Origin of the sequence: Bacillus sp. J33, from assembly GCF_000518885.1 — a bacterium.
Classification (GTDB): domain Bacteria; phylum Bacillota; class Bacilli; order Bacillales; family Cytobacillaceae; genus Cytobacillus.
Genome location: NZ_JAEL01000067.1, coordinates 1 through 14560, shown reverse-complemented (window position 1 = coordinate 14560; position 14560 = coordinate 1). Strand labels below are relative to the sequence as shown.

The following is a 14560-nucleotide window of genomic DNA, read 5'->3' as shown; positions in this document are numbered from 1 at the left end:
TTATAGACAAGGATACAAAATCTATACAGAAAAATTATACACGGCGGCGTTTTGGTGGACGACATCCGTTATGAGGAACAGGAGTTACGTCTCTGATTGCAGTAACTTCTAGGCCAGCAGCTTGAAGAGCACGAATAGCAGCTTCACGTCCAGCACCAGGTCCTTTAACAGTTACTTCTAGGGATTTCATACCGTGTTCCTGAGAAGTTTTAGCTGCAGTTTCAGCCGCCATTTGAGCTGCAAATGGAGTAGATTTACGAGAACCTTTGAATCCAAGAGCTCCAGCACTTGACCAAGAAACAGCATTTCCATGAACATCAGTGATAGTTACGATTGTGTTGTTGAAAGTAGAACGGATATGTGCAATACCTTGTTCAATATTCTTTTTCACACGACGCTTACGTGTATTTGTTTTACGAGCCATTTATAGTACCTCCTTTACCGATTATTTCTTCTTGTTCGCTACAGTCTTACGAGGACCTTTGCGAGTACGTGCGTTGTTTTTAGTGTTTTGTCCACGAACCGGTAAACCACGGCGATGACGTAGACCGCGATAGCTTCCGATCTCCATTAAACGCTTGATGTTAAGTGAAACCTCACGGCGAAGGTCACCTTCTACTTTTAATTTGTCGATGATGTCACGGATTTTATTTAATTCATCTTCCGTAAGATCACGAACGCGAGTGTCTTCAGAAACACCAGCTTCAGCCAAAACTTTTTGAGCTGTAGATTTACCAATACCATAGATATAAGTTAATGAGATTACTACACGCTTTTCACGTGGAATATCTACACCAGCAATACGTGCCATGTATACGCGCACCTCCTTCAAATTAACCTTGTTTTTGTTTATGTTTAGGGTTTTCACAGATAACCATTACTTTTCCACGTCTGCGGATAACTTTACATTTTTCGCAGATTGGTTTAACTGATGGTCTTACTTTCATTATCCTAACCTCCTTAATAGTACGGAGTGCAATGATTATTTAAAACGATACGTGATTCTACCGCGTGTTAAATCATATGGAGATAGCTCAACTGTTACTTTATCTCCAGGTAAAATACGGATGAAGTGCATACGGATTTTACCGGATACGTGAGCTAGCACTGTATGACCATTTTCTAATTCTACCTTAAACATTGCATTTGGCAAAGTATCAACAACTGTGCCTTCTATTTCAATTACATCGTCTTTCGCCATTGAACGATTCTCCCTTCTTCATATCATATACGAATTCATTTACATACTTTGCAAGAGCAAAGCGCAACTTTCCGTTTGTTACACGGCCGGTCTCCTCGAGACTGCTCTGAACTTCTGAAGAAATATAATTAAGCAATTGCAGATGCTGAATGTTCTTTTTCTTTGGGCGATCGAATTTCTTCTTATCACCGTCAGCCAGCAAAACAAACCTTTCATCCACTAACCTTATAATTATAGCATATTGACCAGCGTCGCGCCCGCGTTTGATCAAAACAATTTGACCAGGCTGCGGATTCGAATCAGAATCAACCAATGGAATCACCTGCACCTTAGGCTTTTGTTAATATTTCATAACCGGATTCAGTGATCGCTATTGTATGCTCAAAGTGTGCACACATTTTACCGTCTACTGTTACAACTGTCCAGTTATCGGCCAATGTTTTTACATAGCGACTTCCTGCATTCACCATCGGTTCAATAGCAAGTACCATACCCGGCTTTAAGCGCGGCCCTTTGTTTGGCGGACCATAATGAGGAATTTGCGGATCCTCATGTAAGTCTTGCCCTACACCATGGCCAACATACTCGCGTACAATGGAAAAGCCATTAGATTCCGCATACGTTTGGATAGCATGGGAGATGTTCGACAAGCGCTCACCCGGTTTTGCTTCTGCCAGGCCTTTGTATAATGATTCTTCCGTCACATCCATAAGACGCTGCGTTTCATCATCAATTTTGCCTACAGCATAAGTCCAGGCTGAGTCACCATGATAACCATTATATTTAGCACCAATATCAATGCTGATTATATCACCGTTTTTTAAAACTCGATCACCAGGAATTCCATGAACAAGTTCATCGTTAACTGAGGAACAAATACTGCCGCGGAAACCATTATATCCTTTAAATGAAGGAATTGCCTCGTGTTTACGGATAAACTTGTCAGCAATATCATCCAATTCTCTGGTGGTAATTCCGGGAGCAATATGTTTTTTCAGCTCTTGGTGTGTAAGTGCTACGATCCTGCCGGCCTCACGCATTATCTCAATTTCACGCGGGGTTTTGCAAATGATCATTGTAATCCCCCGAGCAAAACATCAAGATCAGAAAATACTTTATTAATATCCTGCTGACCATCAATATTGCGCAGATATCCCTTCGTTTCGTAGAAATCAAGCAACGGTTTTGTTTGTTTAATATTAACGTCAAGTCTATTCTGAACAGTAGCTTCGTTATCGTCAGCACGCTGATACAGCTCTCCGCCGCAGCGATCGCACACTCCATCTTTCGCTGGAGGATTGAATACTAGATGATAAGTAGCTCCGCAATCCTTGCAGATGCGGCGTCCGGTAAGACGTTCCATTAGAATGCTCTGATCGACATCAATATTAATAACATAATCAATTTTTTTATTCAAATCAGAAAGGATGCTTTCAAGGGCATCAGCTTGGGCTACCGTTCTTGGAAAACCATCAAGCAAAAAGCCTTTCTCGCAATCATCCTTGCTTAGACGTTCACGGACAATGCCGATTGTTACTTCATCAGGAACAAGTTCACCTTTATCCATGAATGATTTTGCTTTAAGGCCTAGTTCCGTTTCGTCTTTAATAGCCGCACGGAACATATCTCCAGTAGAGATATGAGGGATGCCGTATTTTTGAACGATCTTCTCGGCTTGTGTACCTTTACCGGCACCAGGGAGCCCCATTAATACTAAATTCACGTCAATTTCCCCCTAGTCTCTAAATGGTTTTAGGGAACATTCTGTCCCCTTCAACCAAATTATTTTATGAAACCTTTATAATGACGCTTAACCAGCTGTGCTTCAAGCTGCTTCATCGTTTCAAGTGCAACACCGACAACGATTAGCAAGCTTGTGCCCCCGATTTGTGCAGATTCAGGCAATCCAGCGATATTAATAAAAAATACCGGCAGAATTGAAATAACTGTTAGGAACAGTGCACCAACAAAAGTTAAACGGTATAGGACTCGAGTCAAATATTCCTGCGTATTATTTCCTGGACGGATGCCCGGGATATAACCGCCCTGCTTCTTCAAGTTCTCCGCAACTTGCTCCGGATTTACTTGAATGAAAGCATAGAAATAAGTGAAAGCAATAATTAATGCACTATAAATGACCATTCCGATTGGAGTCGTATAGTCAAATATTCTTTGAATCCAAAGCGTAACATCATTTTGCTCAAAGAAACCAGCAATGGTTCTTGGAGTGATGATAAATGAGATAGCAAAGATTACTGGGATTACCCCAGCTGCATTAACTTTTAACGGAAGATGTGTTGATTGTCCGCCAGCTGAATTTTTTCCTGCTGTAACACGCTTGGCATATTGGATAGGAATTTTTCTTAATGCTTGCTGGATAAAAATTGTACCCACAACAATAGCAATAACTGCAATTAAGATAAGCACGATCGTCACTATGCGAAGGAATAGCTGTTCTCCTGCATTTTCGAATTGCTGAGCATAGATCTGGTTAACCGTTGAAGGAATTCCAGCTACGATACCAGCAAAGATAATGATGGAGATTCCATTGCCTACGCCTTTTGAAGTAATCTGCTCTCCAAGCCACATTAAAAATGCAGTGCCGGCAGTCAAAACTGTAGCAATTAATAAATAGGAACCTATTCCCGGATTCTCAATCAGCATTCCGCCTGCAAGGTTATTAAACCCATAAGACATACCGAGAGCCTGGATAAAACCAAGCACGATAGTAAAGTAACGGGTAAACTGAGCTAACTTACGGCGTCCAACCTCACCTTGCTTTGACCATTCCGTAAATTTAGGAACTACATCCATCTGCAAAAGCTGCACAATAATGGATGCAGTAATATACGGCATGATCCCCATAGCAAGGATTGAGAAGTTTAGGAGCGCCCCGCCGCCGAATGTATTCAGAACACCGAATACATTTAGTTCATCCTGGGCTTTTAAAAGATCTGCATTTACGCCCGGTACAGGAATAAAAGTACCGATGCGAAATACAATCAGCATTAAAAGGGTGAAAATAATCTTTCGTCTTATATCACCCACGCGCATAAAATTGGAGATTGTCTGAAACATTAAATCACCTCAGTTTGACCGCCGGCAGCTTCAATAGCTTCCTTTGCAGCAGAGGAGAATTTATGAGCTTTAACTGTAAGCTTTTTCTCAACTTTGCCTTTTGCAAGAATCTTGATTCCTGCTTTTTCGTTGCTCACTACACCAGTTTCGATAAGAAGTTCAGGAGTAACTTCTGCTCCGTCTTCGAAACGGTTTAGAGCATCAAGGTTCACAACCGCGTATTCTTTACGGTTGATGTTAGTGAAACCGCGCTTAGGCAAGCGTTGGAATAAAGGTGTTTGACCACCCTCGAATCCAGGACGGACACCGCCGCCGGAACGAGCGTTTTGACCTTTATGACCCTTACCAGCAGTTTTACCGTTACCAGAACCGATACCACGGCCTTTGCGTTTGCGTTCTTGACGAGAACCTTCTGCAGGCTTTAATTCATGAAGTTTCATGTTGGCACCTCCTTATTTGTAGAAGAATAGAATTATTTTTCTTTTACCACAACAAGGTGAGCAACTTTGTTGATCATTCCGCGGATAGCAGGATTATCTTGATGCTCAACTGTTTGGTGCATTTTGCGTAAGCCAAGAGCCTTAACTGTTTCGCGCTGGTCTTGCGGGCGACCAATCACGCTGCGAGTGAGGGTAACTTCTAGTTTATTCGCCATTTGATATCCCTCCTTATCCTAACAGTTCTTCTACTGATTTACCACGTAATTTCGCTACGTCCTCAGCACGTTTTAATTGTGTTAAACCGTTCAAAGTGGCGCGAACCATGTTGATTGGTGTGTTAGTACCTAAAGATTTAGATAAGATATCACCAACACCAGCTAATTCTAGAACCGCACGAACTGGACCTCCGGCGATTACTCCAGTACCTTCAGAAGCAGGCTTTAGAAGGATTTCTCCAGCACCGAAATGTCCGATTACCTGGTGAGGAATTGTTGTTCCAACCATAGGCACTTCGATTAAGTTTTTCTTAGCATCTTCAATAGCTTTGCGGATTGCTTCAGGAACTTCCTGTGCTTTACCTGTACCAAAGCCAACGTGACCGTTTTTGTCACCTACTACTACAAGAGCAGAGAAACGAAAACGACGTCCACCTTTAACAACCTTTGCTACACGATTAACCGTAACTACGCGCTCTTCAAGTTCAAGTTTGTTTGGATCAATACGACGCATCTTTTTGTGTCCCTCCTTTGTCTATTAAAATTCTAAACCATTTTCACGTGCTGCATCTGCTAATGCTTTAACACGTCCATGATATAGATAGCCACCACGATCGAAAACGATAGCTTTAACGCCTTTTTCGACTGCGCGCTTTGCAACTAATTCTCCGACCTTAACTGCTGCATCAACGTTGCCAGTTGCATCAAGATTTACTTCTTTATCTAATGTAGAAGCACTTGCTACAGTAACTCCGTTCACATCATCAATAAGTTGAGCATAAATGTGTTTGTTTGAACGATACACATTTAAACGAGGACGAGCCGCAGTTCCAGAAAGCTTCGCACGCACACGAGCATGTCTTTTCTTACGAACTGCATTTTTATCAGCCTTCGTAATCATTTCGGTCACTCCTTTCGTTTACCTATGCGGCATTACTTACCAGTTTTACCTTCTTTACGACGAACATATTCGCCTTCATAACGGATACCTTTACCTTTGTAAGGCTCTGGAGGACGAACTTCACGGATGTTGGCAGCTAATGCACCAACACGCTCTTTGTTAGTACCTTTAACGATAACTTTTGTGTTAGATGGTACTTCAATTTCAAGACCTTCTTCAGGCTCGATTTCAACAGGATGAGAGTAACCAACGTTTAAAACAAGCTTTTTGCCTTGTTTTTGAGCACGGTAACCGACACCGATAAGCTCTAGTCCTCTTTCAAATCCTTTGGACACACCCTCAACCATGTTAGCAAGAAGTGCGCGAGTTGTTCCGTGCAATGCGCGGTGTTCTTTTGCTTCAGATGGACGGGAAACGTTAATTACGTTCTCTTCCACCTTGATTTCGATATCCGGGTTGAATGAACGGGAAAGTTCACCTTTTGGACCCTTTACAGTAACAGTGTTCTTGTCAAGAGTAACAGTAACACCAGATGGAATTTCGATTGGTTTTTTACCTATACGAGACATTTAATTGCACCTCCATTCATGAAAAACTCTATTACCAAACGTATGCTAAAACTTCTCCGCCTACTTGTTTAGCGCGAGCTTCTTTGTCAGTAAGAACTCCTTGAGAAGTAGAAACTAGTGCGATTCCAAGACCGTTAAGTACACGTGGTACTTCATCAGCCTTTGCGTATACACGAAGACCAGGCTTACTGATACGCTTTAGACCAGTGATAACGCGCTCGTTGTTAGAACCGTATTTTAAGAAAATGCGGATGATGCCTTGCTTGTTATCCTCGATAAGCTCAACATCACGTACAAAACCTTCACGCTTTAAGATCTCAGCAATTTCCTTCTTGATATTAGAAGCAGGAACTTCTAATTTTTCGTGACGAACCATATTCGCATTACGGATGCGAGTAAGCAAGTCTGCAATTGGATCTGTCATGACCATTGTTTTTACCTCCTTCCCATACTTGGGGTTTACCAGCTAGCTTTTTTCACGCCAGGAATTTGTCCTTTATATGCTAATTCACGGAAACAAATACGACAAAGCTTAAATTTACGGTATACAGAATGCGGACGGCCGCAACGTTCGCAGCGAGTGTATTCTTGTACCTTGTATTTAGGCGTGCGCTTTTGCTTCGCAATCATTGACTTTTTAGCCACGTTTTCGCCTCCCTCTATTTAGCGATTACTTTTGGAATGGCATTCCAAATTGAGTTAAAAGTTCACGAGCTTCTTCATCAGTGTTAGCTGTAGTTACGATAACGATATCCATACCACGAACTTTGCTTACTTTATCGTAATCAATCTCAGGGAAGATCAACTGTTCTTTGACACCTAGTGTATAGTTACCACGGCCATCAAATGACTTCTTGGAGATACCACGGAAGTCACGAACACGTGGAAGAGATACAGATACTAACTTATCAAAGAACTCATACATGCGCTCTCCACGAAGAGTAACTTTTGCACCGATTGGCATACCTTCACGAAGGCGGAAGCCAGCGATTGATTTTTTAGCACGAGTGATCACAGGCTTTTGACCAGTAATCAATGTTAATTCCTCAACTGCTTTATCAAGTGCTTTCGCGTTTTGAACAGCGTCACCAACACCCATGTTGATAACGATTTTTTCAAGTTTAGGTACTTGCATAACTGATTTATAGTTAAACTTGCTCATTAGAGCAGGAGTAATTTCTTTTGAATGCTTTTCTTTTAGGCGGTTCATTCGTTGTACCTCCCTTCTTCTTTAAACTATTTATCTAGAACTTCACCGGATTTTTTTGCAACACGTACTTTTTTGCCATCAACCGTTTTATAGCCTACACGAGTTGGTTCACCAGACTTAGGATCGACAGGCATAACGTTTGATACATGAACAGGTGCCTCTTGGCTGATGATTCCGCCTTGCGGGTTCATCTGAGAAGGCTTTGAGTGTTTCTTAACAATGTTAACACCCTCAACAAGTACTCGACTTTGTTTAGGGAACGCTGCAAGAATAACGCCCGTTTTGCCTTTATCCTTACCAGAGATGACCATTACTTTGTCACCTTTTTTCACATGCATCTGTGCGCACCTCCTTAAAGGCAATTTAATTTGTTTTTATAATACTTCTGGAGCTAAAGATACAATTTTCATGAAGTTGTTTTCACGAAGCTCACGGGCAACTGGTCCGAAGATACGAGTTCCGCGCGGGCTCTTGTCATCACGAATAATTACACATGCGTTCTCATCGAAACGGATGTAAGTACCGTCATTACGGCGAACACCGCTCTTTGTACGAACAACTACCGCTTTAACAACATCACCTTTTTTAACAACGCCACCTGGTGTTGCTTGTTTCACTGTACAAACGATAACATCACCAATGTTAGCGGTTTTGCGGCCAGAGCCACCAAGAACTTTAATTGTAAGTACTTCACGAGCACCAGAGTTGTCAGCAACTTTTAAACGTGATTCTTGTTGAATCATGTGTGTAACCTCCCTTCGGGATAAAGCTTATTCCGAACAATTAGATAATAACTGCTTTCTCAACTACTTCTACAAGACGGAAGCGTTTTGTCGCAGATAGTGGACGAGTTTCCATAATACGAACGATATCGCCGATCTTTGCTTGGTTTTGCTCATCATGAGCTTTGAACTTTTTAGAGTACTTAACGCGTTTACCGTATAGTGGATGCTTTTTGTAAGTTTCGACAAGAACCGTTACTGTCTTATCCATTTTGTCAGAAACTACGCGCCCAGTGTAAACTTTGCGTTGGTTGCGTTCACTCATTGTGCGAACCTCCTCTCAATATCACTTGCTAAAGCCGATTTCTCTTTCACGAATAACAGTTTTCATGCGGGCAATCGCTTTGCGTACTTCACGAATGCGAGCTGTGTTTTCAAGTTGTCCAGTCGCCAATTGAAAGCGAAGGTTGAAAAGCTCTTCTTTTAATGATTTAACTTTTTGTTCAATTTCGGCAGTGGTAAGGTCACGAATTTCATTAGCTTTCATTTGATTCACCACCAATTTCTTCTCGTTTTACAAACTTGCACTTAACAGGAAGTTTGTGTGATGCAAGACGTAATGCTTCGCGAGCGATCTCTTCAGATACACCAGCAATTTCAAACATTACTTTACCAGGTTTAACAACTGCAACCCATCCTTCTGGAGCACCTTTACCGGAACCCATGCGGACTTCTAGAGGCTTAGCAGTGTATGGCTTATGCGGGAATATTTTAATCCAAACTTTACCGCCACGTTTCATATAACGAGTCATTGCGATACGTGCAGATTCGATCTGACGGTTAGTGATCCAAGAAGCCTCAAGTGCTTGTAGACCGTATTCACCGAAGTTTACTTCAGTGCCGCCTTTTGCTTGACCGCGCATTTTCCCGCGGTGTACACGACGATATTTAACGCGCTTTGGCACTAACATATTATTTGCCTCCTTCCCCAGTTTTCTTCTTCGTAGGAAGAACCTCTCCACGATAGATCCATACTTTTACGCCTAATTTACCGTAAGTAGTATCTGCTTCAGCTGTAGCATAGTCGATATCAGCACGAAGAGTGTGAAGTGGAACAGTTCCTTCGCTGTAAGATTCAGAACGAGCGATGTCAGCTCCGCCAAGACGACCAGATACCATAGTTTTGATACCTTTAGCGCCAGCACGCATTGCACGCTGAATAGTTTGTTTTTGTGCACGACGGAAAGATACGCGGTTTTCTAATTGACGAGCAATGTTTTCCGCTACCAATTTCGCATCGATATCAGCTTTTTTGATTTCAAGAATATTGATATGAACACGCTTGCCAGTAAGTGAGTTAAGTGATTTGCGAAGTGCTTCAACTTCTGTACCACCTTTACCGATAACCATTCCTGGCTTAGCAGTGTGGATTGTGATGTTCAGGCGGTTAGCAGCACGTTCGATTTCCACTTTGGAAACAGAAGCATCGCTTAAACGCTTTGTGATGTACTCACGAACCTTAAGGTCTTCGTGTAAAAGATCAGCATAGTCTTTGCCTGCGTACCATTTTGACTCCCAATCACGGATGACACCGACACGCAAACCGACTGGATTTACTTTTTGACCCACAGATTATCCCTCCTTCTTTTCTGATAAAACGATAGTAATATGGCTAGTGCGCTTGTTAATTTGGCTTGCACGGCCCATAGCGCGAGGACGGAAACGTTTTAAAGTTGGTCCTTCGTCTACGAATGCTTGAGCAACTACTAAATTGTTAACGTCCATTTCGTAGTTGTGCTCAGCATTAGCTAGTGCAGATTTTAATACTTTCTCTACGATTGGAGAAGCAGCTTTTGGGGTAAGGTTTAAAATTGCTACTGCTTCGCCTACTTGCTTTCCTCGAATTAAATCTACGACTAAACGAGCTTTACGAGGAGCAATACGAACTGTTCTTGCAACAGCTTTAGCTTGCATTAGAATGCCCTCCTCTCATTAACGTCTTGTTTTCTTGTCATCATTGCCATGGCCTTTGTACGCACGAGTTGGAGCAAATTCTCCAAGCTTGTGGCCTACCATGTCTTCAGTGATGTATACAGGCACATGTTTACGACCATCATAAACTGCGATTGTGTGACCGATGAATTGCGGGAAGATCGTAGAACGGCGAGACCAAGTTTTTACAACAGACTTGCCATCAGTTTCATTAAGCTTTTCGATCTTTGTCATTAAATGTTCATCAACAAAAGGTCCTTTTTTTAAGCTGCGACCCATGATTGAACCTCCCTTCGTGATTGCTCTACGGTTCTTATGTGGAACCGTAGTACAATCCCGTTATTTTTTACGACGACGTACGATAAATTTGTCTGATTTGTTGTTCTTCTTGCGTGTCTTGTAGCCAAGTGTTGGTTTGCCCCAAGGAGTCATAGGAGACTTACGTCCGATTGGCGCACGTCCTTCACCACCACCGTGAGGGTGATCGTTCGGGTTCATTACAGATCCACGTACTGTTGGGCGCTTGCCTAACCAGCGTGAACGACCTGCTTTACCAATGTTAATAAGCTCGTGCTGCTCGTTGCCGACTTGACCAACTGTTGCACGGCACTCAGCAAGAATCATGCGAACTTCACCAGAGTTTAAACGAACTAGCACGTATTTGCCTTCTTTACCAAGAACCTGTGCAGAAGTTCCTGCAGAACGTACTAATTGTCCGCCTTTACCAGGCTTCAATTCGATGTTGTGGATAACTGTACCCACTGGAATGTTAGCAAGTGGAAGTGCATTACCCACTTTGATATCAGCTTCAGGACCAGACATTACTTCCATGCCCACTTCTAGGTTCTTAGGTGCAAGGATGTAACGCTTTTCTCCATCTACATAGTTAATTAATGCAATATTTGCAGAGCGGTTTGGATCATACTCGATTGTGGCAACGCGTCCTGGAATGCCATCTTTGTTACGTTTAAAATCGATTAAACGATATTGACGTTTATGACCGCCGCCTTGATGACGAACTGTCAACTTACCTTGGTTGTTACGGCCGCCTTTTCTCTTTAAAGGAGCAAGTAAAGACTTTTCTGGTTGGTTAGTCGTGATTTCAGCGAAATCAGAAACCGTCATGCCGCGACGACCATTAGAGGTAGGTTTATACTTTTTAATCGCCATTTCGTTTCCCTCCTCTTCTAGTTATAGTGATTAAGCTTCAAATAATTCGATCTCTTGGCTGTCAGCTGTTAATTTAACAATTGCTTTGCGGCGTTTGTTAGTGTAACCGCCGAATTTGCCCATACGCTTGAACTTGCCTTTGTAGTTCATGATGTTAACTTTCTCAACTTTCACGCCAAAGATTTGCTCTACAGCGTCTTTAACTTGAGTTTTGTTAGCTCTAACGTCAACTTCGAACGTATATTTTTTATCAGCCATAATATCAGTAGAACGTTCAGTGATTACGGGGCGCTTAATGATTTCGCGTGCATCCATTATGCAAGCACCTCCTCTACTTTTTCAACCGCTGCTTTCGTCATGATAAGCTTATCATGGTTTAAAACATCTAAAACAGTGATTCCAGAAGCAGGTACAACTGTTACTCCAGGGATGTTGCGAGCTGATAGAGCTACGTTTTCATCCAGGTCAGCAGTTACGATAAGTGCTTTTGAATCAACAGAAAGACCAGTTAATACACCTTTGAAGTCTTTTGTTTTAGGAGTTTCGAAAGCAAGGCCTTCTAATACTAGGATGTTTTCTTCTAATACTTTAGAAGATAACGCAGATTTGATTGCCAAACGGCGAACCTTCTTCGGTAGTTTGTAGCTGTAGCTGCGTGGTACAGGACCAAATACAGTACCGCCTCCGCGCCATTGTGGTGAACGGATAGAACCTTGACGTGCACGGCCTGTGCCTTTTTGGCGCCATGGCTTGCGTCCTCCGCCTGCTACTTCAGAACGAATTTTAGTTTTATGAGTTCCTTGACGTAGTGAAGCTCTTTGCATAACAACAGCTTCGAATAATACGTGCTGATTAGGCTCAACACCAAAGATCGCATCATTAAGTTCGATATCACCAACTTTAGATCCGCTTTGGTTAAACAATGCTACTTTCGGCATTCTGTTTTCCTCCTTTCCGGTTTAATTATTATGCTTTTACCGCACTTTTGATTTTTAATAATGCTTTTTTAGCACCTGGCACATTACCTTTGATCAATAGTAAGTTGCGCTCAACATCAACTTTTACGATTTCAAGGTTTTGTACAGTTACTTGCTCTCCGCCCATACGTCCAGGCAATAATTTACCTTTGAATACACGGTTTGGAGCTACAGGACCCATTGAACCAGGGCGACGGTGGTAACGAGAACCGTGAGCCATTGGCCCGCGAGATTGTCCGTGGCGCTTAATGGCACCCTGGAAACCTTTACCCTTTGAGATTCCTGTTACATCAACAGTTTCGCCTTCAGCGAATATATCAACTTTGACTTCTTGACCAACTTCATATTGTCCTAAATCAGCTCCGCGGAATTCGCGTACGAAGCGCTTAGGAGCAGTGTTTGCTTTAGCAACATGCCCTTTTTCAGGTTTGTTGGATAGCTTATCGCGTTTGTCTTCAAATCCAAGCTGGATTGCTTCGTATCCATCAGTTTCACCTGATTTCTTTTGAAGAACAACGTTTGCAGCAGCCTCAACAACTGTTACCGGGATAAGATCTCCGTTTTCAGCAAATACTTGAGTCATACCAATCTTTCTTCCTAAGATTCCTTTGGTCATTTCAGTCACACCTCCTAAGTTTGTTAGTATATTTATTCATTAAAGTTTAATTTCGATATCTACACCAGACGGCAAGTCTAAACGCATTAGTGAATCAACCGTTTGTGGTGTTGGGTTAACGATGTCGATTAGACGTTTATGCGTACGCATTTCGAACTGCTCACGAGAGTCTTTGTACTTGTGAACCGCACGAAGGATTGTGTATACAGACTTTTCAGTTGGTAATGGAATCGGACCAGAAACAGCCGCACCAGAACGCTTTGCAGTCTCAACAATCTTTTCTGCTGATTGATCAAGGATTCTGTGATCATACGCTTTTAAACGAATACGAATTTTTTGTTTTGCCATTATTTTCCCTCCTTTTCGCCTATTTTAATATAGACATTCTCCGTGAAAATTTCCCACACACTCGCCATGGCAAAGCGGCCGGGTGTGTCAGCAACCTTTCACATCATCGCAGTCAAAGACCAACATTGTCTATTATACAGAAACAATAAATGAAATGCAACATCAATATGTTATTTCTTTATGTTTCGCACACTTTTACTATTATAACGAGTATCTTAGGAGTTTTCAATAGGGTCAGAAGAAGTCTAAATATTTCATTTAGGCATTTGAAGGATGCAGGCAGGGTAATAGTGAAGGTGTTAATATATTATAGAAGAAACTAGTTTGGAGTTTTATTATTTATTGTTGTGAATATGCTGCACGAGTGGATATCCAGCTGTTTTTATGAACTATAGAAACTCTACATTTTTTATTCTTCAACTTATGTTATAGGCATTTTAAGAAATTAGCTCTTAAAGATGCTGTTTTCTTTTGATGGGTACTATTCGCTTTGATTAGTTCCCGTCATTCACAGTCTTTTAACCGGCACTATTCACTCCGATTTGTTCTCTTGATAACCTCCTTTTAACCAGATGAGATTTTCTAGCTAGTTCCCCCGAATACACTTTTAACTGCAAACATTAGACATTAAATCCAGTTCATTTTAAAAATACTATTTACAAACAAATTTTTATCATTCGAACTTTAACTAACCATCGGAATCTAGAAAACAGCATTAACACGAATACAAAAAGTAAAATGATCCATTCAGCAAAAATTTTTTGTAAACAAAAAAAGCAGATGGGTCGTCATGATATGATCCCCCTATAGTAGACAGAAAAAAGAAAGCATACTAATCTGTCTACTATGGGGGGATTTTTGATGGGGAAAACAAGACAGACATATGATGTTAAATTTAAGAAAAGAGCCGTAGACCTTTACTTAAAAGAGGGGATGGGTTATGAAACAGTCGCTAAGGAGCTGGATATTAATTATTCAATGGTAAGACGCTGGGTTAAACATTTTAAGGCTGAAGGGATAAAGGGGCTGGAAGAAAAACGAGGGAAAGCAAAAGGACCAGGTCAAGGCAGACCCAGGACCTCTCCGGAAGATCCTGAGGCTAAAATAAAACGACTGGAAGC

The 14560-nt window shown here is 41.7% G+C and carries 30 protein-coding genes; 1 reads left to right on the top strand and 29 read right to left on the bottom strand.

Annotated features, from left to right (window positions below):
* Nucleotides 1-34: 34 nt before the first annotated feature.
* Genes rpsK through rpsJ form a run of 29 tightly spaced genes read right to left on the bottom strand, consistent with a single transcriptional unit; the run spans nucleotide 35 to nucleotide 13439 of the window.
* Nucleotides 35-424 (bottom strand): 30S ribosomal protein S11, encoded by a 390-nt coding sequence (rpsK, locus tag L634_RS0118175; protein WP_009336606.1) that lies wholly within the window; start codon nucleotides 422-424, stop codon nucleotides 35-37.
* A gap of 21 nt (nucleotides 425-445) precedes the next feature.
* Nucleotides 446-811, bottom strand: coding sequence for a 30S ribosomal protein S13 (rpsM, locus tag L634_RS0118170; RefSeq protein ID WP_026583682.1), 366 nt, complete (start codon nucleotides 809-811; stop codon nucleotides 446-448).
* Nucleotides 812-833: 22 nt separating this feature from the next.
* Nucleotides 834-947 carry a 50S ribosomal protein L36 gene (gene rpmJ / locus L634_RS0118165; protein WP_000868344.1) on the bottom strand — a complete coding sequence of 38 codons (114 nt, stop codon included), beginning with the start codon at nucleotides 945-947 and terminating at the stop codon, nucleotides 834-836.
* Between the two features lie 35 nt (nucleotides 948-982).
* Nucleotides 983-1201, bottom strand: a complete 219-nt coding sequence (infA, locus tag L634_RS0118160; RefSeq protein WP_009336604.1) for a translation initiation factor IF-1 — start codon at nucleotides 1199-1201, stop codon at nucleotides 983-985.
* Entirely contained in the window at nucleotides 1179-1514 is a 336-nt protein-coding gene (locus L634_RS0118155; protein ID WP_026583681.1) for a KOW domain-containing RNA-binding protein, read from the bottom strand. The genes infA and L634_RS0118155 overlap by 23 nt, the downstream gene beginning before the upstream one ends.
* 16 nt (nucleotides 1515-1530) lie before the next feature.
* The gene (map, locus tag L634_RS0118150) at nucleotides 1531-2277 is read right to left on the bottom strand and encodes a type I methionyl aminopeptidase (protein WP_026583680.1); all 747 of its coding nucleotides are present in this window, start codon (nucleotides 2275-2277) and stop codon (nucleotides 1531-1533) included.
* A complete protein-coding gene (locus tag L634_RS0118145) occupies nucleotides 2274-2924 on the bottom strand; it encodes an adenylate kinase (RefSeq protein ID WP_026583679.1) in 651 nt (216 codons plus the stop codon). The genes map and L634_RS0118145 overlap by 4 nt, the downstream gene beginning before the upstream one ends.
* A 59-nt stretch (nucleotides 2925-2983) precedes the next feature.
* On the bottom strand, nucleotides 2984-4279 hold the full coding sequence (gene secY, locus L634_RS0118140) for a preprotein translocase subunit SecY (protein WP_026583678.1): 1296 nt from the start codon (nucleotides 4277-4279) through the stop codon (nucleotides 2984-2986).
* Nucleotides 4279-4719 carry a 50S ribosomal protein L15 gene (rplO, locus tag L634_RS0118135; RefSeq protein ID WP_009336599.1) on the bottom strand — a complete coding sequence of 147 codons (441 nt, stop codon included), beginning with the start codon at nucleotides 4717-4719 and terminating at the stop codon, nucleotides 4279-4281. The genes secY and rplO overlap by 1 nt, the downstream gene beginning before the upstream one ends.
* Nucleotides 4720-4751: 32 nt before the next feature.
* Complete coding sequence (gene rpmD, locus L634_RS0118130; RefSeq protein ID WP_009336598.1) at nucleotides 4752-4934, bottom strand: 50S ribosomal protein L30; 183 nt, start codon at nucleotides 4932-4934, stop codon at nucleotides 4752-4754.
* A 13-nt stretch (nucleotides 4935-4947) separates the two neighbouring features.
* A complete protein-coding gene (rpsE, locus tag L634_RS0118125) occupies nucleotides 4948-5448 on the bottom strand; it encodes a 30S ribosomal protein S5 (RefSeq protein WP_026583677.1) in 501 nt (166 codons plus the stop codon).
* A gap of 24 nt (nucleotides 5449-5472) precedes the next feature.
* Nucleotides 5473-5835: a 50S ribosomal protein L18 gene (gene rplR / locus L634_RS0118120; protein ID WP_026583676.1), complete on the bottom strand. Its 363-nt coding sequence runs from the start codon at nucleotides 5833-5835 to the stop codon at nucleotides 5473-5475.
* A gap of 32 nt (nucleotides 5836-5867) precedes the next feature.
* Nucleotides 5868-6404, bottom strand: a complete 537-nt coding sequence (gene rplF, locus L634_RS0118115) for a 50S ribosomal protein L6 (RefSeq protein WP_026583675.1) — start codon at nucleotides 6402-6404, stop codon at nucleotides 5868-5870.
* A gap of 31 nt (nucleotides 6405-6435) precedes the next feature.
* On the bottom strand, nucleotides 6436-6834 hold the full coding sequence (gene rpsH, locus L634_RS0118110; protein WP_009336594.1) for a 30S ribosomal protein S8: 399 nt from the start codon (nucleotides 6832-6834) through the stop codon (nucleotides 6436-6438).
* Nucleotides 6835-6863: 29 nt separating this feature from the next.
* Nucleotides 6864-7049: a 30S ribosomal protein S14 gene (rpsN, locus tag L634_RS0118105; RefSeq protein WP_009499044.1), complete on the bottom strand. Its 186-nt coding sequence runs from the start codon at nucleotides 7047-7049 to the stop codon at nucleotides 6864-6866.
* A gap of 25 nt (nucleotides 7050-7074) precedes the next feature.
* Nucleotides 7075-7614, bottom strand: coding sequence for a 50S ribosomal protein L5 (gene rplE, locus L634_RS0118100; RefSeq protein ID WP_026583674.1), 540 nt, complete (start codon nucleotides 7612-7614; stop codon nucleotides 7075-7077).
* A gap of 26 nt (nucleotides 7615-7640) precedes the next feature.
* Nucleotides 7641-7952 carry a 50S ribosomal protein L24 gene (gene rplX / locus L634_RS0118095; RefSeq protein ID WP_009336591.1) on the bottom strand — a complete coding sequence of 104 codons (312 nt, stop codon included), beginning with the start codon at nucleotides 7950-7952 and terminating at the stop codon, nucleotides 7641-7643.
* A gap of 36 nt (nucleotides 7953-7988) precedes the next feature.
* The gene (rplN, locus tag L634_RS0118090; RefSeq protein ID WP_026583673.1) at nucleotides 7989-8357 is read right to left on the bottom strand and encodes a 50S ribosomal protein L14; all 369 of its coding nucleotides are present in this window, start codon (nucleotides 8355-8357) and stop codon (nucleotides 7989-7991) included.
* 40 nt (nucleotides 8358-8397) lie between these two features.
* Nucleotides 8398-8661 carry a 30S ribosomal protein S17 gene (rpsQ, locus tag L634_RS0118085; RefSeq protein WP_026583672.1) on the bottom strand — a complete coding sequence of 88 codons (264 nt, stop codon included), beginning with the start codon at nucleotides 8659-8661 and terminating at the stop codon, nucleotides 8398-8400.
* Nucleotides 8662-8682: 21 nt separating this feature from the next.
* On the bottom strand, nucleotides 8683-8883 hold the full coding sequence (gene rpmC, locus L634_RS0118080) for a 50S ribosomal protein L29 (protein WP_009336588.1): 201 nt from the start codon (nucleotides 8881-8883) through the stop codon (nucleotides 8683-8685).
* Complete coding sequence (gene rplP, locus L634_RS0118075) at nucleotides 8873-9307, bottom strand: 50S ribosomal protein L16 (protein ID WP_026583671.1); 435 nt, start codon at nucleotides 9305-9307, stop codon at nucleotides 8873-8875. The genes rpmC and rplP overlap by 11 nt, the downstream gene beginning before the upstream one ends.
* Nucleotide 9308: 1 nt before the next feature.
* Nucleotides 9309-9965: a 30S ribosomal protein S3 gene (rpsC, locus tag L634_RS0118070; RefSeq protein ID WP_026583670.1), complete on the bottom strand. Its 657-nt coding sequence runs from the start codon at nucleotides 9963-9965 to the stop codon at nucleotides 9309-9311.
* 3 nt (nucleotides 9966-9968) lie between these two features.
* On the bottom strand, nucleotides 9969-10310 hold the full coding sequence (gene rplV / locus L634_RS0118065) for a 50S ribosomal protein L22 (RefSeq protein WP_009336582.1): 342 nt from the start codon (nucleotides 10308-10310) through the stop codon (nucleotides 9969-9971).
* Nucleotides 10311-10328: 18 nt separating this feature from the next.
* Nucleotides 10329-10607: a 30S ribosomal protein S19 gene (rpsS, locus tag L634_RS0118060; RefSeq protein WP_026583669.1), complete on the bottom strand. Its 279-nt coding sequence runs from the start codon at nucleotides 10605-10607 to the stop codon at nucleotides 10329-10331.
* Between the two features lie 60 nt (nucleotides 10608-10667).
* Nucleotides 10668-11498 carry a 50S ribosomal protein L2 gene (gene rplB / locus L634_RS0118055; protein WP_026583668.1) on the bottom strand — a complete coding sequence of 277 codons (831 nt, stop codon included), beginning with the start codon at nucleotides 11496-11498 and terminating at the stop codon, nucleotides 10668-10670.
* A gap of 30 nt (nucleotides 11499-11528) precedes the next feature.
* Complete coding sequence (gene rplW, locus L634_RS0118050) at nucleotides 11529-11813, bottom strand: 50S ribosomal protein L23 (protein ID WP_034262861.1); 285 nt, start codon at nucleotides 11811-11813, stop codon at nucleotides 11529-11531.
* A complete protein-coding gene (gene rplD / locus L634_RS0118045; RefSeq protein WP_026583666.1) occupies nucleotides 11813-12436 on the bottom strand; it encodes a 50S ribosomal protein L4 in 624 nt (207 codons plus the stop codon). Before rplD ends, rplW begins: the two co-directional genes overlap by 1 nt.
* A 28-nt stretch (nucleotides 12437-12464) precedes the next feature.
* A complete protein-coding gene (rplC, locus tag L634_RS0118040) occupies nucleotides 12465-13091 on the bottom strand; it encodes a 50S ribosomal protein L3 (RefSeq protein WP_026583665.1) in 627 nt (208 codons plus the stop codon).
* Between the two features lie 39 nt (nucleotides 13092-13130).
* Nucleotides 13131-13439 carry a 30S ribosomal protein S10 gene (rpsJ, locus tag L634_RS0118035; RefSeq protein ID WP_003354783.1) on the bottom strand — a complete coding sequence of 103 codons (309 nt, stop codon included), beginning with the start codon at nucleotides 13437-13439 and terminating at the stop codon, nucleotides 13131-13133.
* 861 nt (nucleotides 13440-14300) lie between these two features.
* Here rpsJ and L634_RS0118030 point away from each other — a divergent pair.
* On the top strand, nucleotides 14301-14560 hold a 260-nt coding region (locus L634_RS0118030), incomplete at its 3' end, for a helix-turn-helix domain-containing protein (RefSeq protein ID WP_026583664.1).